Annotated in this window: 18 protein-coding genes; 15 read left to right on the top strand and 3 right to left on the bottom strand. The window is 61.9% G+C overall.

The features are described from left to right. Positions 1–13 precede the first annotated feature (13 nt). The 10 genes from AC1DIJ_RS27905 to AC1DIJ_RS27950 all read left to right on the top strand — a co-directional run bounded on the left by AC1DIJ_RS27905 (position 14) and on the right by AC1DIJ_RS27950 (position 8,230). Positions 14–1,393, top strand: coding sequence for a pyruvate dehydrogenase complex E1 component subunit beta (locus AC1DIJ_RS27905; protein ID WP_112388124.1), 1,380 nt, complete (start codon positions 14–16; stop codon positions 1,391–1,393). A gap of 15 nt (positions 1,394–1,408) precedes the next feature. After that, positions 1,409–2,761 carry a pyruvate dehydrogenase complex dihydrolipoamide acetyltransferase gene (locus AC1DIJ_RS27910; RefSeq protein ID WP_112388125.1) on the top strand — a complete coding sequence of 451 codons (1,353 nt, stop codon included), beginning with the start codon at positions 1,409–1,411 and terminating at the stop codon, positions 2,759–2,761. 19 nt (positions 2,762–2,780) lie between these two features. Then, entirely contained in the window at positions 2,781–3,422 is a 642-nt protein-coding gene (locus AC1DIJ_RS27915) for an SGNH/GDSL hydrolase family protein (RefSeq protein ID WP_112388126.1), read from the top strand. Between the two features lie 2 nt (positions 3,423–3,424). Beyond that, positions 3,425–4,006 carry a GNAT family N-acetyltransferase gene (locus AC1DIJ_RS27920; protein ID WP_112388127.1) on the top strand — a complete coding sequence of 194 codons (582 nt, stop codon included), beginning with the start codon at positions 3,425–3,427 and terminating at the stop codon, positions 4,004–4,006. Between the two features lie 13 nt (positions 4,007–4,019). Further along, positions 4,020–5,468, top strand: a complete 1,449-nt coding sequence (gene lpdA, locus AC1DIJ_RS27925) for a dihydrolipoyl dehydrogenase (RefSeq protein ID WP_112388128.1) — start codon at positions 4,020–4,022, stop codon at positions 5,466–5,468. Positions 5,469–5,545: 77 nt separating this feature from the next. Next, positions 5,546–5,800 carry a GlsB/YeaQ/YmgE family stress response membrane protein gene (locus AC1DIJ_RS27930; RefSeq protein WP_112388176.1) on the top strand — a complete coding sequence of 85 codons (255 nt, stop codon included), beginning with the start codon at positions 5,546–5,548 and terminating at the stop codon, positions 5,798–5,800. A gap of 15 nt (positions 5,801–5,815) precedes the next feature. Next, positions 5,816–6,064, top strand: a complete 249-nt coding sequence (locus tag AC1DIJ_RS27935) for a GlsB/YeaQ/YmgE family stress response membrane protein (protein ID WP_112388129.1) — start codon at positions 5,816–5,818, stop codon at positions 6,062–6,064. 93 nt (positions 6,065–6,157) lie between these two features. Next, positions 6,158–7,129 (top strand): lipoyl synthase, encoded by a 972-nt coding sequence (lipA, locus tag AC1DIJ_RS27940; RefSeq protein WP_112388130.1) that lies wholly within the window; start codon positions 6,158–6,160, stop codon positions 7,127–7,129. 72 nt (positions 7,130–7,201) lie between these two features. Continuing rightward, positions 7,202–7,774 (top strand): P-loop NTPase family protein, encoded by a 573-nt coding sequence (locus AC1DIJ_RS27945; RefSeq protein WP_477831708.1) that lies wholly within the window; start codon positions 7,202–7,204, stop codon positions 7,772–7,774. Between the two features lie 9 nt (positions 7,775–7,783). Next, positions 7,784–8,230, top strand: coding sequence for a type II toxin-antitoxin system RatA family toxin (locus AC1DIJ_RS27950; RefSeq protein ID WP_112388132.1), 447 nt, complete (start codon positions 7,784–7,786; stop codon positions 8,228–8,230). A gap of 2 nt (positions 8,231–8,232) precedes the next feature. Here the strand turns inward: AC1DIJ_RS27950 and AC1DIJ_RS27955 are convergent, their stop codons facing one another. The 3 genes from AC1DIJ_RS27955 to AC1DIJ_RS27965 all read right to left on the bottom strand — a co-directional run bounded on the left by AC1DIJ_RS27955 (position 8,233) and on the right by AC1DIJ_RS27965 (position 10,325). Beyond that, entirely contained in the window at positions 8,233–8,538 is a 306-nt protein-coding gene (locus AC1DIJ_RS27955) for a hypothetical protein (RefSeq protein ID WP_112388133.1), read from the bottom strand. A 75-nt stretch (positions 8,539–8,613) separates the two neighbouring features. Further along, the gene (locus AC1DIJ_RS27960; RefSeq protein WP_112388134.1) at positions 8,614–9,108 is read right to left on the bottom strand and encodes a CinA family protein; all 495 of its coding nucleotides are present in this window, start codon (positions 9,106–9,108) and stop codon (positions 8,614–8,616) included. Next, positions 9,105–10,325: a bifunctional 2-C-methyl-D-erythritol 4-phosphate cytidylyltransferase/2-C-methyl-D-erythritol 2,4-cyclodiphosphate synthase gene (locus tag AC1DIJ_RS27965; RefSeq protein ID WP_112388135.1), complete on the bottom strand. Its 1,221-nt coding sequence runs from the start codon at positions 10,323–10,325 to the stop codon at positions 9,105–9,107. The genes AC1DIJ_RS27960 and AC1DIJ_RS27965 overlap by 4 nt, the downstream gene beginning before the upstream one ends. Before the next feature lie 144 nt (positions 10,326–10,469). Between AC1DIJ_RS27965 and dusB the strand changes: the two genes are divergently transcribed. From dusB to ntrX, 5 genes are all read left to right on the top strand, one after another. Next, positions 10,470–11,492, top strand: coding sequence for a tRNA dihydrouridine synthase DusB (gene dusB / locus AC1DIJ_RS27970; RefSeq protein ID WP_477831709.1), 1,023 nt, complete (start codon positions 10,470–10,472; stop codon positions 11,490–11,492). After that, positions 11,489–12,634 (top strand): two-component system sensor histidine kinase NtrB, encoded by a 1,146-nt coding sequence (locus tag AC1DIJ_RS27975; RefSeq protein ID WP_112388137.1) that lies wholly within the window; start codon positions 11,489–11,491, stop codon positions 12,632–12,634. The genes dusB and AC1DIJ_RS27975 overlap by 4 nt, the downstream gene beginning before the upstream one ends. Further along, complete coding sequence (gene ntrC, locus AC1DIJ_RS27980; protein ID WP_112388138.1) at positions 12,631–14,082, top strand: nitrogen regulation protein NR(I); 1,452 nt, start codon at positions 12,631–12,633, stop codon at positions 14,080–14,082. The genes AC1DIJ_RS27975 and ntrC overlap by 4 nt, the downstream gene beginning before the upstream one ends. A gap of 195 nt (positions 14,083–14,277) precedes the next feature. After that, positions 14,278–16,548, top strand: a complete 2,271-nt coding sequence (locus AC1DIJ_RS27985; protein WP_112388139.1) for a sensor histidine kinase NtrY-like — start codon at positions 14,278–14,280, stop codon at positions 16,546–16,548. After that, the gene (gene ntrX / locus AC1DIJ_RS27990) at positions 16,538–17,902 is read left to right on the top strand and encodes a nitrogen assimilation response regulator NtrX (RefSeq protein WP_112388140.1); all 1,365 of its coding nucleotides are present in this window, start codon (positions 16,538–16,540) and stop codon (positions 17,900–17,902) included. The genes AC1DIJ_RS27985 and ntrX overlap by 11 nt, the downstream gene beginning before the upstream one ends. The last annotated feature ends 16 nt before the right edge of the window (positions 17,903–17,918 follow it).

The raw sequence follows: 17,918 nt of genomic DNA on the forward strand, positions 1-17,918 counted from the left end.
GGGGAGGGAACCAATGCCTATCGATATCCTCATGCCCGCCCTCTCTCCGACGATGGAAGAAGGCACGCTGTCCAAGTGGCTCAAGAATGAAGGCGACAAGGTCACCTCGGGTGACGTGATTGCCGAAATCGAAACCGACAAGGCGACAATGGAAGTCGAAGCCGTCGATGAAGGCGTGATCGGCAAGCTGCTGGTTCCGGCCGGCACCGAAAACGTCAAGGTCAACGCCAAGATCGCGATCCTCCTGCAGGACGGCGAATCGGCTTCCGACATCTCGGCCGCACCCGCTGCTGCACCGGCTCCCGCCGCTGCTCCGGCACCGGCCGCAGAAACCAAGCCTGCCGCAGCACCGGTTCCGGCTGAGCCGAAGGCCGCAGCACCGAACGATCCGGAAATCCCCGCCGGCACCGAGATGGTCTCTATGACCGTCCGCGAAGCGCTTCGCGACGCGATGGCCGAAGAAATGCGCGCTGACGACAATGTCTTCGTCATGGGCGAAGAAGTGGCCGAGTATCAGGGTGCCTACAAGGTCACCCAGGGCCTGCTGCAGGAATTCGGCGCCCGCCGCGTCATCGACACCCCGATCACCGAGCACGGCTTTGCCGGCGTCGGCGTCGGCGCTGCGATGGCCGGCCTGAAGCCGATCGTCGAGTTCATGACCTTCAACTTCGCCATGCAGGCGATCGACCAGATCATCAACTCCGCTGCCAAGACGCTCTACATGTCCGGCGGCCAGATGGGTGCTCCGATCGTCTTCCGCGGCCCGAACGGTGCAGCCGCACGCGTTGGCGCTCAGCACAGCCAGGATTACGCTTCCTGGTACAGCCAGATCCCGGGCCTCAAGGTCGTCATGCCCTACACGGCAGCCGACGCCAAGGGCCTGCTGAAGGCCGCGATCCGCGATCCGAACCCGGTCGTCTTCCTCGAAAACGAAATTCTCTACGGTCAGCACTTCGATGTGCCGAAGCACGACAATTTCGTTCTGCCGATCGGCAAGGCCCGTATCCACCGTCAGGGCAAGGACGTCACAATCGTCTCCTTCGGCATCGGCATGACCTATGCGGTCAAGGCTGTCGCCGAACTCGAGAAGATCGGCATCGACGTCGAACTCATCGACCTTCGCACGCTGCGCCCGATGGACCTTCCGACCGTTATCGAATCGGTCAAGAAGACCGGCCGTCTGGTCACCGTCGAAGAAGGTTACCCGCAGAACTCGGTCGGCACCGAAATCGCCACCCGCGTCATGCAGCAGGCCTTCGATTATCTCGATGCACCGGTCCTGACGATCGCCGGCAAGGACGTTCCGATGCCCTACGCCGCAAACCTCGAAAAGCTGGCGCTGCCGAATGTCGACGAAGTCGTCCAGGCAGTGAAGACCGTCTGCTACAAATAAGGGGAGGGTATTTCGATGCCTATCAACATCACGATGCCTGCCCTCTCTCCGACGATGGAAGAAGGCAATCTGGCCAAGTGGCTGGTCAAGGAAGGCGACACGGTCAAGTCTGGCGATGTCATCGCCGAGATCGAAACCGACAAGGCGACGATGGAAGTCGAAGCCGTCGATGAAGGCACCGTTGCCAAGATCATCGTTCCGGCTGGTACGGAAGGCGTCAAGGTCAACGCGCTGATCGCCGTTCTGGCAGCCGAGGGTGAAGACGTGAAGGCGGCCGCAAGCGGCGCCGGTGCGTCGGCGCCGGCTCCGAAGGCCGAAGCTGCCCCGGCACCGAAGGCTGAAGCCGCAGCTGCCCCGGCAGCCGCCGCTCCTTCTGCTCCTGCTCCGGCCGCAGCGCCTGCTGCTGTCGCACCGTCTGGCAACCGCACCTTCTCTTCGCCGCTGGCTCGCCGCCTCGCGAAGGAAGCCGGTATCGATCTCGCCGCTGTCACCGGCTCCGGCCCGCATGGCCGCGTCGTCAAGAGCGATGTCGAAGCTGCCGTATCCGGTGGTGGCGCCAAGGCGGCTGCGCCTGCTGCTGCCGCAGCTGCACCTCAGGCCGCTGCCGCGCCTGCTGCAGCCCCGAAGGGTGCCTCGGAAGAAGCCGTTCTCAAGCTCTTCGAGCAGGGTTCCTATGAGCTCGTGCCGCATGACAACATGCGCAAGACGATCGCCCGCCGCCTGGTGGAATCGAAGCAGACCGTGCCGCACTTCTACGTCACCGTCGATTGCGAACTGGACGCGCTGATGGCGCTTCGCGCGCAGCTGAACGATGCGGCGCCCCGCAAGGACAGCGCACCGGCCTACAAGCTCTCGGTCAACGACATGGTCATCAAGGCGATGGCTTTGGCGCTGCGCGACGTTCCGGATGCGAACGTTTCCTGGACCGACAACAACATGGTCAAGCACAAGCATGCCGATGTCGGTGTCGCCGTGTCGATCCCGGGCGGCCTGATCACCCCGATCATCCGCAAGGCCGAGCTGAAGACGCTCTCTGCCATCTCCAACGAGATGAAGGATCTCGGCAAGCGCGCCAAGGATCGCAAGCTGAAGCCTGAAGAATATCAGGGTGGCACGACCTCGGTTTCGAACATGGGCATGATGGGCGTGAAGGATTTCGCAGCCGTCATCAACCCGCCGCATGCAACGATCCTGGCGGTCGGCGCAGGCGAGCAGCGCGTCGTCGTCAAGAAGGGCGAGATGGCCATTGCAACGGTCATGAGCGTCACCCTGTCGACCGACCATCGCTGCGTCGATGGCGCGCTCGGCGCGCAGCTGCTGCAGGCCTTCAAGGGCTATATCGAAAACCCGATGGGCATGCTCGTCTGAGCATTGAGCGGAGGCGGAAATGACGAAGACCGTTCTTTGCTATGGTGACTCGCTGACCTGGGGCTACAGCGCCGAGACAATCGGCCGTCATGCCTACGAGGATCGTTGGCCGAGCGTGCTGCAGGCAGCGCTCGGCAACGGCACGCGCGTCATTGCTGAAGGCTTGAACGGCCGGACCACCGCCTTCGACGACCATCTGGCCGATTGCGACCGCAACGGTGCCCGTGTGATGCCGACCATCCTGCAAACGCATGCACCGCTCGATCTCGTCATCCTGCTGCTCGGCACCAACGACATGAAGCCTGTCGTGGCGGGTTCGGCCTTTGCCGCCTGCCAGGGCATCGCCCGGCTGGTGCGGCTGATCCGCAATCATGCCTGGCCCTTCGAATTCGACGGGCCGGATATCCTGATCGTCGCGCCGCCGGTTCTGTGCGAGACGGCGAACGCGCCGTTTGCCGCGTCCTTTGCCGGTGGTGTCGAGGAGTCTGCAAAGCTCGCGACCCTCTATCGCGATCTTGCTGATGAACTTGGCTGCGGTTTCTTCGACGGCAGTTCGGTTGCGAAAACCACGCCGCTCGATGGCGTGCATCTCGATGCGGAAAATACCCGCGCTCTCGGGCGCGGTCTGGAATCGGTTGTCCGGATGATGCTGGGAGTTTGACCGTGGGCACCTTCGCCGCGCTGCGGCCGGCGGAACGGCGGGATGCGGCAGAACTCGCGATCCTCGTCGATATCGGCTCTCACGGTTTCGCCTCCTGGCTTTGGTTTTCCGAGGTCTCCGGCGGCAAGGTCGATACGCCTCTCGAGCAGGGCCGGCTGAAGATGAGCCGGGATGGCGAGTGGGGCAGCTGGCAGAATGCTGTTGTCGCCGAAGCCTATGGCGAAATCGCCGGAGCGGCGGTGGGTTACGAACTGGGCGCTGGCATCAGCGCCATCGAAACGGATCGTCCGGCGCTGGTGCCTGTGATCACCATGCAGAAGACGGTCGCCGGCGGCTGGTTCATCGGTACGCTGGCCGTCTACCGCCATCTGCGCGGCATCGGCATTGGAATGAAACTGCTCGGCGATCAGATCGACAAGGCAAATGGCTTGCCGGTCAGCCTGATCACATCGAGCGACAATGAGGCAGCGCTGGCGCTGTACAAGAAGAATGGTTTCTCGGAAGCGGATCGCGCGGATGCCGTGCCGATTTTCGAGAGCAGCAAGAAACACGAGTGGGTGCTTTTGACCCGCCTCGCCGGATAAAAAGGCAGGAAACATGGCTGAGAATTACGACGTCATCATCATCGGTTCGGGTCCGGGCGGCTATGTCGCCGCGGTGCGCGCCGGTCAGCTCGGTCTGAAGGTCGCGATCGTCGAGCGCGAGCATCTGGGCGGCATCTGCCTGAACTGGGGCTGCATTCCGACCAAGGCGCTGCTGCGCTCCGCCGAAATCCTCGATCATTCGAACCACCTGAAGGATTACGGCCTGGTTCTCGAAGGTTCGGTCAAGGCCGACACCAAGGCTGTCGTCGCCCGCTCGCGCGCCGTCTCCGGCCGCCTGAATGCCGGCGTTGGCTTCCTGATGAAGAAGAACAAGGTCGATGTCATCTGGGGCGAGGCGAAGATCACCAAGCCCGGCGAGATCACCGTCTCCAAGTCGTCGAAGCCGGTTGTCGAGCCGCAGCATCCGCTGCCGAAGAACATCAAGGCCGAGGGCGGCACCTACACTGCCAAGCACATCATCATCGCCACCGGCGCACGCCCGCGCGCGCTGCCCGGAATCGAGCCCGATGGCAAGCTGATCTGGACCTATTTCGAAGCGCTGAAGCCGGATGTTCTGCCGAAGTCGCTGATCGTCATGGGCTCGGGCGCTATCGGCATCGAGTTCGCCAGCTTCTACCGCTCGATGGGCGTTGACGTCACCGTCGTCGAAGTCATGCCGACCATCATGCCGGTCGAAGATGCCGAGATCACCGCGATCGCCCGCAAGCAGCTGGAAAAGCGCGGCCTGAAGATTTTCACCAGTGCCAAGATCACCAAGGTCGAGAAATCGGCAGACAGCGTCACCGCGCATGTCGAGACGGCTGACGGCAAGGTGCAGCAGATCACCGCCGATCGCATGATCTCCGCCGTCGGCGTTCAGGGCAATATCGAGAACCTCGGCCTCGAGGCGCTCGGCGTCAAGACCGATCGCGGCTGCGTCGTCATCGACGGCTACGGCAAGACCAATATCCCCGGCATCTACGCGATCGGCGACGTCGCCGGCCCGCCGATGCTCGCCCACAAGGCTGAGCATGAAGGCGTCGTCTGCATCGAGAAGATCGCCGGCCTGCCGAACGTTCATCCGACCGACAAGAGCAAGGTTCCGGGCTGCACTTACTGCAACCCGCAGGTCGCCTCGGTCGGCCTTACCGAAGCCAAGGCCAAGGAGCAAGGGCGCGATATCCGCGTCGGCCGCTTCTCCTTCGTCGCCAACGGCAAGGCGATCGCGCTCGGCGAAGACCAGGGCATGGTAAAGGTGATCTTCGACAAGAAGACCGGTGAACTGCTCGGCGCCCACATGGTCGGCGCCGAAGTCACCGAGCTTATCCAGGGCTTCGTCGTCGCCATGAACCTGGAGACGACCGAAGAAGAACTGATGCACACGATCTTCCCGCATCCGACCGTTTCGGAATCGATGAAGGAAGCCGTGCTCGACGCTTACGGACGAGTGCTGAACGCTTGATAATTTCCGTTTCCGCCCTCTTTCTTGAGGATGGCAGAGGCCATTCCTGAAAGAGGGAAAAACGAAAGGAAATCATGATGTCAATGAGTACGCAGGCATTGCTCATCTTTCTGCTGATCGGGCTTGTCGCCGGTTTTCTGGCAAGCCTCGTGGTCGGTGGGGGCGGGCTGATACGATGCCTGCTGAGCGGCGTCATCGGCGCCTTCGTGGGCGGGTTTCTGTTCAATGCACTTGGCATCTCGCTCGGCATTGAAAATGCGTTGGTGGTGCAGATCATTCACGCCACGGTCGGCGCCATCATCGTGGTGCTGATCGCAAGGGTGATAGCCTAGGGAAAAAGGGTTCATATGGAAGGCGTCGGCTGGATAGCAGCAATCATCATCGGCGGTTTTGCCGGCTGGCTCGCAGGCAAGCTGATGGAGGCACGGTACGGCATTCTGCTGAACATCGTGCTCGGCATCGTCGGCTCCGTCGTCGCCACCGCCATCCTGGCGCAATTCCATATCGAAGTAGCCGGCGGGCGGCTCGGCTACTTCGTCACCGGCTTCCTGGGCGCTTGCCTGCTGATTTTTCTCGCCCGGCTCGTCCGGCGATGATGCACATGACGGCTCGATTGTAAGATATGAGTAAAACACTTATGTGCAGACTGATGATGAAGCCGCATGGGGCGGCGGAAAGTTGAAACTGCAATGGTCACTATCCTCGACACGATCAATCCCGATGTAAAGCGCGTGCGCCATCCCGAAAAGGCCCACCGGCCGGACCAGGAAGTGCTGCGCAAGCCGGACTGGATCCGCGTCAAGGCGCCGACGTCGAAGGGTTATTCCGAGACTCGCTCGATCGTGAAGGAGCACAAGCTCGTCACCGTCTGCGAGGAAGCCGGCTGCCCGAATATCGGCGAGTGCTGGGACAAGAAGCACGCAACCTTCATGATCATGGGCGAGATCTGTACCCGCGCCTGCGCCTTCTGCAATGTCTCGACAGGCAAGCCGAACGCGCTGGATATGGCCGAGCCCGAGAATGTCGCCAAGGCCGTCAAGCAGATGGGCCTTTCGCACGTCGTCATCACCTCGGTCGATCGTGACGATCTGGCCGATGGCGGCGCCGAGCATTTCGAAAAGGTGATCTGGGCCATCCGCGCCGCGTCTCCTCAGACGACGATCGAGATCCTGACGCCTGACTTTCTGAAGAAGCCGGGTGCTCTGGAGCGTGTCGTTGCCGCCAAGCCTGACGTCTTCAATCACAACATGGAGACCGTCCCGGGCAACTATCTGACGGTTCGCCCCGGCGCCCGCTATTTCCACTCCATTCGCCTGCTGCAGCGCGTGAAGGAACTGGATCCGACGATGTTCACCAAATCAGGGATCATGGTCGGTCTCGGCGAAGAACGGAATGAAGTTCTCCAGCTGATGGACGACCTGCGCACCGCCGACGTCGACTTCCTGACGATCGGCCAGTACCTGCAGCCGACCAAGAAGCACCATGCCGTCATGAGCTTCGTCACGCCGGAAGAATTCAAGTCCTACGAGACTGTCGCCTATACCAAGGGCTTCCTGATGGTCGCCTCCAGCCCGCTGACGCGCTCCTCGCATCACGCCGGCGACGACTTCGCCCGTCTGAAAGCTGCGCGCGAAAAGAAGACGCTGATCGCCGTAGAATAAAATCCCTGCTTGCATTTTCTGAAAGCCGCGGCGATTTTCGCCGCGGCTTTTTGTTTGCGAGCGAGAGACGCGATGCCTGCTTATATCGACGATATCGGTGAAGCCGTCCGCCTCGCGCGACGGTCCTCCCGGATCATGGTCATCGGCTGCTCCGGGGGCGGCAAGAGCACGCTGTCGCGAAAGCTCTCCGCCAGGCTCGGTCTCACCCATATCTCCATGGACAGGGAATTCTTCTGGCTGCCGGGCTGGGTGAAGCGTCAKAAAGCCGAGGAACGGCAATTGATCACCAATACCGTCAACAGCGAAGGGTGGCTGATGGACGGAACCGGCCCATCGACCTTCGATATCCGCGTCCCGCGCACGCAACTGATCCTCTGGGTGCGCATGCCGCGCTGGCTTTGCCTGTGGGGCATCTGCAAGCGCGCTTTCTTTCATCTCGGCAAGACGCGGCCGGATATGGCGCCCGGATGCCGGGAACAGCTGCCGGATCGCGAGTTCCTGACCTACATCTGGACGTTCGAGCGGCGGTTCGCACCGCTCGTCATCGCCGGTATCGATCGCTACGGCCCCGATGTCCCGGTTTTCCAGCTGAAAAGCCGGCGAGAGGTGAGCCGCCTTCTTGATCTTCTCGATGCGCCCGCTTAACTGCCCTTCATGCCGCAATTCGAAACGCATCGCCCCGTTCCCCATAGTGCCGAGCAGATGTTCGACCTCGTTGCCGATGTCGAACGCTATCCGGAATTCCTGCCGCTCTGCGAGGCACTGACCGTGCGTAGCCGCAAGGAGCGCGATGGCAAGATCCTGCTCGTGGCTGACATGACGGTCGGCTACAAGGCGATCCGCGAAACCTTCACGACCCAGGTGCTGCTCAACAAGGCCGAGCACGTCATCGACGTCAAATATATCGATGGCCCATTCAAGTATCTCGACAACCGCTGGAGCTTCACCGGCGCCGCCAACGGCTCGACCGTGAATTTCTTCATCGACTACGAGTTCAAGAGCCGCATCCTCGGCGCGCTCATGGGGACGATGTTCGACAGGGCGTTCCGCATGTTCACGGAAGCCTTCGAAAAACGCGCGACGGCGATCTACAGCAGCTGAGCTTAGCGGTCGAGGAAGTGGTCGAAGACCTGCGTTGCCGGATAGGCATAGTAGCCGCGATCGACAAAGCTGCGTCGGTAGAGGCAGTTCCTCAGCGCGGTATTGTAGCGCAGGCTGCGCGTGTCGGGCGAACCGCGCCACGACACCGATTCCCGCTCGCAATAGGAGAGGGCGCGGTCGTAACGCGCCAGCAGCACCGGATCGGAATCGACACGGATGCCGGTATAGGTCTGGTAATTGGACGGTGCTTCCGCGGCGGAAATGCAGCCGAGGCTCAATGCAACGCCGAAGACGGCTAAGTATCGCATGGGAACAATCCTTCAAAACCGGCATTGGCCGGCAACGCGGCAGGAACGGTAGCGGAAGACTTTTGTTCCGGCATGCTACTTCAGCGACAGCAGCATTTCCAGTGCTGTCGCAACGGTCGCGAGCCGAACCTTGTCGCGGCCGATATCGCCATAGAGCATCTTGCGGTGGACGAGTTCGCCGCGCCGCGATTTGGCTGCGAGATGCACGAGACCGACAGGCTTCTCCGGCGAGCCGCCGCCGGGTCCGGCAATGCCGGTAACGGCAACCGCCACAGCGGCGCGCGAGCGGAAGAGGGCGCCATGCACCATCTGCCTTGCCGTCTCCTCCGAGACCGCGCCGAAACGGGCCAGCGTCTCTTCGTGAACGCCGAGCATCTCCATCTTGGCGGTATTCGTATAGGTCACAAAGCCACGATCGACGACCGCCGAGGAGCCTGAAATCTCGGTCAGGGCGCTGGCGATCAATCCGCCCGTGCAGGACTCGGCCGTCGAGACCATCAGGCCGGCGGCGGAAAACTCCCGGATGATCTTTTCTGCGAGAGCAAGGATATCAGCCGGAAACATCGTCACTCCTTCGTGCCGCGGAAGACGACCGTGGCCGTGGCGATTGCCGCGATACCTTCACGGCGGCCGACGAAGCCGATCGTTTCGTTGGTGGTCGCCTTGACCGAGCAGCGGCCGATCGAGATACCGAGGAATTCGGCCAGATTGGCGCGCATCTGATCGCGGTGAGGGCCGACCTTCGGCGCTTCGGCGATCAGCGAGACGTCGGCATTCATGATCGTGCCGCCGCAGTCGCGGACGATCTTCGCTGCATGCTCAAGAAAAATCCGCGAGGCGGCACCCTTCCACTGCGGGTCGGATGGCGGGAAATGATCGCCGATATCGCCGGCGCCGCAGGTGGCAAGCAGCGCGTCCGTCAAGGCATGCAGCGCGACATCGGCGTCCGAATGGCCCTTGAGCTTCTGGTCGTGCGGAATGAATAGCCCGCAGAGCGTCACGCCGTCGCCGGGCACGAGCTGGTGGACGTCGTAGCCATTGCCGGTGCGAACATCGGGTAAGGCGGACGACGACAGCCGGTTGTCGGCAAGGGCGATATCGCGTTTGACGGTCAGTTTCATGTTGTCAGCCGATCCTTCCACGATGGTTACCGGCATTCCGGCCCATTCGGCAATCGAAGCGTCGTCGGTGAAATCGATGCGGCCCGCGGAATGGGCCTTCTCATGAGCTGCAAGAATGGCATCATAGGTGAAGGACTGTGGGGTCTGCGCTGCGAAGAGATGCTCACGCGACACGGTTTCGAGAACCGTTCCGTCTTTGTCGGCGCGCTTCAGCGTATCGGCGACCGGTGTTGCCGGGAGAACCGCGGGCGCGCCGTCTGTCAGCGCGCCGGCAATGCGATCGAGCAGGACGTGGTCGAAGAACGGCCGCACCGCATCGTGGATCAGCACGTGGGTGATGCCCTGGTCCTTGAGATGTCTCAGACCCGCCAGGACCGACTGCTGGCGCGTTGCGCCGCCATGCACTGCCACGATCGGCGTTGCCGAGAGGATATGGCGCAGCGCCTTGTCGAACAGCGCCTCGTCGTCGGGATGAATGACGACGACGATCTGCGAGGCGTGTTCCCATGTCATGAAGTTTTCAAGCGTGTGGGCAATAACCGGCTTACCACCGATCATCCGGTACTGCTTCGGGCCCTCGGTGGATGCGCCTGCACGTTCGCCGCGCCCGGCGGCAACGACGACGATCCCGGCCGATAATGGTTGCTTCGAATGCATTTGCGCCATAAATCCCTAAAATAAGCAGAAAGCGACACAGGTGCTCTATAGGCTCGGCCACCGGCTTTCCAGCTTCTGCCCGAAAAATATCAATTCTAACCAAAGCCTCTTGGCAAGCCATTCGTCTATGGCTAAAAATAGTGCAGCAATATTGTGTGCCTGAAAGATAATCAATTGCATCGAGTGAACCTAGCAGCGCCTTTGCAGATCGGAAATGTCTCCGTGCGCAACCGCGTTACGCTGGCGCCCATGTCCGGCGTCACCGATATGCCGTTCCGGCAATTGGCCTGGCGATACGGCGCCGGTCTCGTCGTCACCGAAATGGTCGCGAGCCGTGAACTGGTCAACAACACCGCCGAATCCTGGTCACGGCTGCAAGCCGCCGGTTTCAAGCCGCATATGGTGCAGCTTGCCGGTCGCGAAGCCTACTGGATGGGAGAGGCGGCAAAGGTCGCTGCCGACGCAGGTGCCGATATCATCGATATCAACATGGGCTGCCCGGCAAAGAAGGTCATCGGCGGTTATTCGGGCTCGGCGCTGATGCGCGATCCTGATCATGCTCTCACACTGATCGAGGCGACGGTGAAGGCCGTCAATGTGCCTGTCACGCTGAAGATGCGCCTCGGCTGGGACGAGAATTCGCTGAACGCTCCCGAGATTGCCAAGCGCGCCGAGGATGCCGGCGTCCAGCTTATCACCATCCATGGCCGCACCCGCATGCAATTCTACGAAGGCAAGGCGGACTGGGATGCGATCCGCGCCGTCCGCGATGTCATTTCCGTGCCGCTGATCGCCAATGGCGATGTCAACACGCCCGAGGATGCTGAGGAGATCCTCCGCCGCTCGGGCGCCGATGCGGTAATGCTTGGCCGTGGCTGTCAGGGACGTCCCTGGCATGCGGGCGTCATTGCCGGTGCTGCCGGTCCGAAGCGACAGGAGATCGCTGATATCGCCGTCGAGCATTACCGGATGATGCTTGAATTCTACGGCGAACACGTTGCCATTCGCCATTCGCGCAAGCATCTCGGCTGGTATCTGGAGCGCTATGCGCCAGCGCTGTCAAAGGACGACAAGGCCGTGATCATGACTTCGAAGCAGCCGCTGGAGGTGGAGCGGCGGCTTTACGATGCGCTCTCTGCAGAGGCAGAAGCAGCTGAAAGCCGGGAGGCGGCATGACCGACAAGACGCAGGCCGATCAGACGGGTGGTGTGGCGATGGCGGTTCTGAATGCCATCCAGAACCCTGTCATCATGGTGGACGAGGCCGGTCTCGTCGCCTTTGCCAATTGGGAGGCCGAGGCCTTCTTCGGCGCCAGCGCCTCGCATTTGGCGCGCTACAAAATCTCGACCTTCATTCCCTTCGGCAGTCCGCTGCTGGCGCTGATCGATCAGGTCCGCGAACGCCGCGCACCGGTGAATGAATACCGCGTCGATCTGAGYTCGCCCCGCCTTGGCCAGGACAAGCTGGTGGATCTCTATGTGGCGCCCGTGATCAGCGCGCCGGGTTCCGTCGTCGTCGTCTTCCAGGAGCGCTCGATGGCTGACAAGATCGACCGCCAGCTGACGCATCGCGCCGCTGCCCGCTCGGTAACCGGCCTTGCATCGATGCTCGCCCATGAAATCAAGAACCCTCTCTCGGGCATTCGCGGCGCGGCACAGCTGCTGGAGCAGTCGGCCGTCGACGAGGACCGGGCGTTGACCCGGCTGATCTGCGACGAGACCGACCGCATCGTCTCGCTGGTCGACCGTATGGAGGTTTTCTCCGACGAGCGCCCCGTCGATCGCGTCCCGGTCAATATCCACTCCGTTCTCGATCATGTGAAAGCCGTGGCCAAGGCTGGCTTCGCCCGCCAGATTCGCATCACCGAGAACTACGACCCTTCGCTTCCGGCCGTTTACGCCAATCGCGACCAGCTGGTGCAGGTGTTCCTCAATCTGGTGAAGAACGCGGCAGAAGCCGTCGGGGAAAGGCAGGATGGCGAAATCCTGCTGACGACGGCCTATCGTCCGGGTATCCGCCTCTCCGTCGCCGGAACCCGCGAGAAGATTTCGCTGCCGCTGGAATTCTGCGTGCAGGACAACGGCCCCGGCGTTCCCTCGGACCTGCTGCCGCATCTCTTCGATCCCTTCATCACCACCAAGACCAACGGCAGCGGCCTCGGTCTGGCGCTGGTCGCCAAGATCATCGGCGACCATGGCGGCATCATCGAATGTGACAGCCAGAACAACAAGACCACCTTCCGCGTCCTGATGCCGGCATCCAAGGATGCCTCTTCCGATGACGCGGCAATTGCAAACCCCACAGGAACTTCTCGATGACAGCAACGATCCTCGTCGCAGATGATGATGCGGCCATTCGTACGGTGCTCAATCAGGCGCTCAGCCGGGCAGGCTACGATGTTCGCATTACCTCGAACGCAGCCACGCTCTGGCGCTGGGTTTCGGCAGGCGAGGGCGATCTTGTGGTGACCGACGTTATCATGCCCGATGAGAATGCCTTCGATCTGCTGCCGCGCATCAAGAAGGCGCGGCCGGATCTGCCGGTGCTTGTCATGAGCGCCCAGAATACCTTCATGACGGCGATCAAGGCCTCCGAAAAGGGTGCCTACGACTACCTGCCGAAGCCGTTCGATCTGACGGAGTTGATCGGCATCATCGGCCGGGCGCTTTCCGAGCCGAAGAAGAAGCCGGCAAAGCTGGATGAGGACATGCAGGACGGCATGCCGCTGGTCGGCCGCTCGGCGGCGATGCAGGAAATATACCGCGTGCTCGCGCGCCTGATGCAGACCGACCTGACGCTGATGATCACCGGCGAATCCGGTACCGGCAAGGAACTCGTCGCCCGCGCGCTCCACGATTACGGCAAGCGCCGCAACGGACCCTTCGTCGCCATCAACATGGCGGCGATCCCGCGCGACCTGATCGAATCCGAACTCTTCGGTCACGAGAAAGGCGCCTTCACCGGGGCGCAGAACCGCTCGACCGGCCGCTTCGAGCAGGCCGAGGGCGGCACGCTGTTCCTCGACGAAATCGGCGACATGCCGATGGACGCGCAGACCCGCCTTCTGCGCGTTCTGCAGCAGGGCGAGTACACCACGGTCGGCGGCCGTACGCCGATCCGCACCGATGTCCGCATCGTTGCCGCCACCAACAAGGATTTGAAGCAGGCGATCAACCAAGGCCTCTTCCGCGAGGATCTGTATTACCGCCTCAACGTCGTGCCGCTGCGCCTGCCGCCGCTGCGCGACCGCGCCGAAGATATTCCGGATCTCGTCCGACACTTCATCCAGCAGGCTGAAAAGGAAGGCCTGGGTACGAAGCGATTCGATCAGGAAGCGTTGGAGCTGATGAAGGCGTATGCCTGGCCCGGCAACGTGCGCGAGCTTGAGAACCTTATTCGCCGTCTGATGGCACTTTATCCACAGGATGTGATCAGCCGCGAAATCATCGAAAGCGAGCTGCGCTCCGACGTCCCCGACAGCCCGATCGACAAGGGGCCGATCCGCTCGGGTTCGATGACCATCGCACAGGCTGTCGAAGAGAATATGCGCACATACTTTGCAAGTTTCGGCGAGAATCTGCCGCCACCTGGGCTTTATGACCGTGTGCTGACGGAACTCGAATATCCGCTGATCCTCGCGGCCCTGACGGCGACACGCGGCAACCAGATCAAGGCAGCCGATCTGCTGGGCTTGAACCGCAATACGCTGCGCAAAAAGATCCGCGAGCTCGGCGTTTCGGTCTACCGGAGCTCCCGCACAGCTTGACAATGTGGCGGCATGCGTTGCATTTTCGCCACAATGCGTTGCTTAAAGGTCACGCATAGGGTTTGGACAATCGTAACCATAACAGATGGTCTGTGCCGCTGATCTCGATAGACCGGGATTGCGCGGGCGCTGATGGTTTTTCGGCCCGGTGATTGCAGATGTGGCGTGGCGGCTTGCCGCCAGGAGAATGACCAGATGAAGCAGGATGCGGCATCGCCTGCGGCAGAAGACGAAGGGGTGGCAATCGTCACCGATCGTCGCGCGCTCTTTGCATTGCCCGGTCTCATGCTGGCCGGTGGTGCGCTTCTTTGTGCCACCGCCACACTCTTCGTGCTTCTCGGCTTCACGCCGATCGAACCGACCTCCCGCGTGGTCATCACCTCCGTCGTCGTCAATTCGTTCTTCGTTCTCGGCCTGATGGCGCTGATCGGCCGCGAGGTCGCACGGTTGATGAAGGCCCGTACGCGCGGAAGGGCGGCCGCCCGCCTCCACATCCGCATCGTCGTGCTGTTCTCGCTCGTGGCGATCACGCCGGCGATCCTCGTCGCACTCTTCGCCAGTATCACGCTGAATGCCGGTCTCGATCGCTGGTTCGCGCTCCGCACTCAGTCGATCGTCAGTTCGTCGCGCAATGTCGGCCAAGCCTACATGATGGAGAACGCCAGTTATCTCCAGGGCCAGACCGTATCGATGGCCAATGATCTGGAGCGCAATCGCACCCTCTACAATCTCGATCGGACCGGCTTTGCCGAATTGATGACCCGCCAGGCGCGTGGCCGCGGCCTGCTCGGAGCTTTTCTCGTCGAAAGCAATGGCGACGTCATCACCCAGGCGGACATCAAGACCGAGAAGCCGCTGCCGGCGATCCCGCCGGATGCGCTGACCAAGGCCGCTGCCGGCCAGCCGACGCTGATCCCGCCGGGCGTGACCAATCTCGTCGGCGCCATCATCAAGCTCGAATCCATTCCGGATGCCTTCCTATACACCGTGCGTGCGGTCGATCCGAAGGTCATGGGCGCGATGCGGCTCATGCAGGAAAATGCCAACGAATATCAGTCGATGGAAGCGGGCCGCGTCTCGCTGCAGATCGCCTTTGCCGTTCTCTATATCGGCTTTGCGCTGATCGTGCTTCTCGCCGCCATCTGGACCGCGATTGCCGTCGCCGACCGTATCGTCCGGCCGATCCGCTTGCTGATCACGGCGGCCGACAGCGTTGCCTCGGGCAACATGGACATCGTCGTGCCAGTGCATGCCGTCGATGGCGACGTCGCCAATCTGTCGCGCACCTTCAACAAGATGATCTCCGAGATCCGCACGCAGCGAGACGAAATTCTGGAAGCGAAAGACGAGGTCGACGACCGCCGCCGCTTCATCGAGGCGGTCCTCTCCGGTGTGACCGCCGCCGTCATCGGAGTCGAGGGCGACCGGGCAATCACAATCGTCAACAGTTCAGCCGAGGCGCTTATGACGCTCGACGCGTCCGACATGCTCGGCAAGCAGTTGGCCGACATCGCCCCCGAGGTCGATCAGGTATTGACGGAAGCCGCCCAGCGCTATCGCGGCGATTTCCGCAAGCAGATCGCACTGGTGCGTGGCGGTACCGTTCGTACCCTCAGTGTCCAGGTGACGCGCGAAGAGGTGCGTGATGGCGCCGAATCCTACGTCATCACGCTCGACGACATCACCGATCTGGTCATTGCCCAGCGCTCGACGGCTTGGGGCGACGTGGCGCGCCGCATTGCCCATGAGATCAAGAACCCGCTGACGCCGATCCAGCTGTCGGCCGAGCGCATCCAGCGCCGCTATGGCAAGCAGATCAATCAGGACGATAAGACCGTCTTCGACCAGTGCACCGATACGATCATCCGCCAGGTCGGCGACATCGGCCGCATGGTCGACGAGTTCTCGGCATTTGCCCGGATGCCGAAGCCGACCAAGGAGCAGAGCGACCTTCGCGATATCCTGCGCGACGCGATGTTCCTGCGCGAGATGGGTAACACCCATGTCAGCTTCCTGCAGGATCTCGGCGAACGGCCGCTCGAAGGCATGTTCGACAGCCGCATGCTCGGGCAGGCCTTCGGCAACCTCATCAAGAATGCCGTCGAAGCTATCGAGTCGGTGCCGAGCGAGGAGCGCGACGAGCGCAAGGTGCTTGTGCGCGCCGGCATGGACGAGGGCAGGGACCGCTTCACCGTCGATGTCATCGACAACGGGCGCGGGCTGCCTGTCGAAAACCGGCACAGCATTCTGGAGCCCTACATGACGATGCGCGAGAAGGGCACCGGGCTCGGCCTGGCGATCGTCAAGAAGATTATTGAAGAGCATGGCGGGCAGCTTGAGCTGCATGATGCGCCCGCAGATTTTGACCAGGGGAGAGGAGCCATGATCCGCGTGCATCTGCCGCGTCTCGAGCCGGCTTCGTCCGCCCCTGCTGAAACCGACAAGGAAAGCGTTTATGGCCTCTGATATTCTCGTCGTCGACGATGAGCACGATATTCGCGAGATCGTCTCGGGCATCCTTTCGGATGAAGGTCACGAAACGCGCACGGCGCATGACAGCGACAGTGCACTGGCGGCGATCTCCGATCGTGCCCCGCGGCTGATCTTCCTCGATATCTGGATGCAGGGCAGCAAGCTCGACGGCCTTTCACTGCTCGACGAGATCAAGACCCGCCATCCCGATATCCCGGTGGTGATGATTTCCGGCCATGGCAATATCGAAACCGCGGTTTCCGCCATCAAGCGCGGCGCCTTCGATTTCATCGAGAAGCCGTTCAAGGCCGATCGCCTGATCCTGATTGCCGAGCGCGCGCTCGAGAATTCCAAGCTGAAGCGCGAAGTCTCGGAACTGAAGAAGCGCGCAGGCGATGCCGTCGAGCTGATCGGCACTTCGGTTGCCGTATCCCAGCTTCGCCAGACGATCGAGAAGGTCTCCCCGACCAACAGCCGCATCATGATCTTCGGTGCATCCGGCTCCGGCAAGGAGCTGGTGGCACGGATGATCCACAAGAAGTCGACGCGCGCCAGCGGCCCGTTCGTCGCGCTGAATGCCGCCAACATTACGCCGGATCGCATGGAGATCGCGCTTTTCGGCACCGAAGGTTCGCCCGGCCAGGCTCGCAAGACCGGCGCGCTCGAGGAGGCGCATCGCGGCATTCTCTACCTCGACGAAGTCGGCGAGATGCCCCGCGAGACACAGAACAAGATCCTGCGCGTGCTTGTCGACCAGCAGTTCGAACGCGTGGGCGGCTCGAAGCGGGTCAAGGTCGATGTCCGCATCATTTCCTCGACGGCCTATAATCTCGAAAGCCGCATTGCCGAAGGCTGGTTCCGCGAAGACCTCTATCATCGCCTGGCTGTGGTCCCGGTTCGCGTGCCGGCGCTTGCCGAGCGCCGCGAAGACATTCCGTTCCTCGTCGATCAGCTGATGCGCCAGATCTCCGAACAGGCCGGCATTCGCCTGCGCCGGATCGGCGACGACGCGATGGCGGTGCTGCAGGCGCATGACTGGCCGGGCAACATCCGCCAGCTTCGCAACAATATCGAGCGGCTGATGATCCTTGCCCGTTCCGACGGTCCGGATGCGCCGATCACCGCCGACATGCTGCCGACCGATCTCGGCGACATGCTGCCGAAAGTCTCTGCCAAGAATGACTACCACATCATGACGCTGCCGCTGCGCGAGGCTCGCGAGATGTTCGAGAAGGACTATCTCATCGCCCAGATCAACCGCTTCGGCGGCAACATCTCCCGCACCGCCGAGTTCGTCGGCATGGAGCGCTCGGCGCTGCATCGCAAGCTGAAGTCGCTCGGCGTCTGACAATTTTCCGGCGCGC

Source organism: Rhizobium sp. 10N427 (assembly GCF_056394605.1).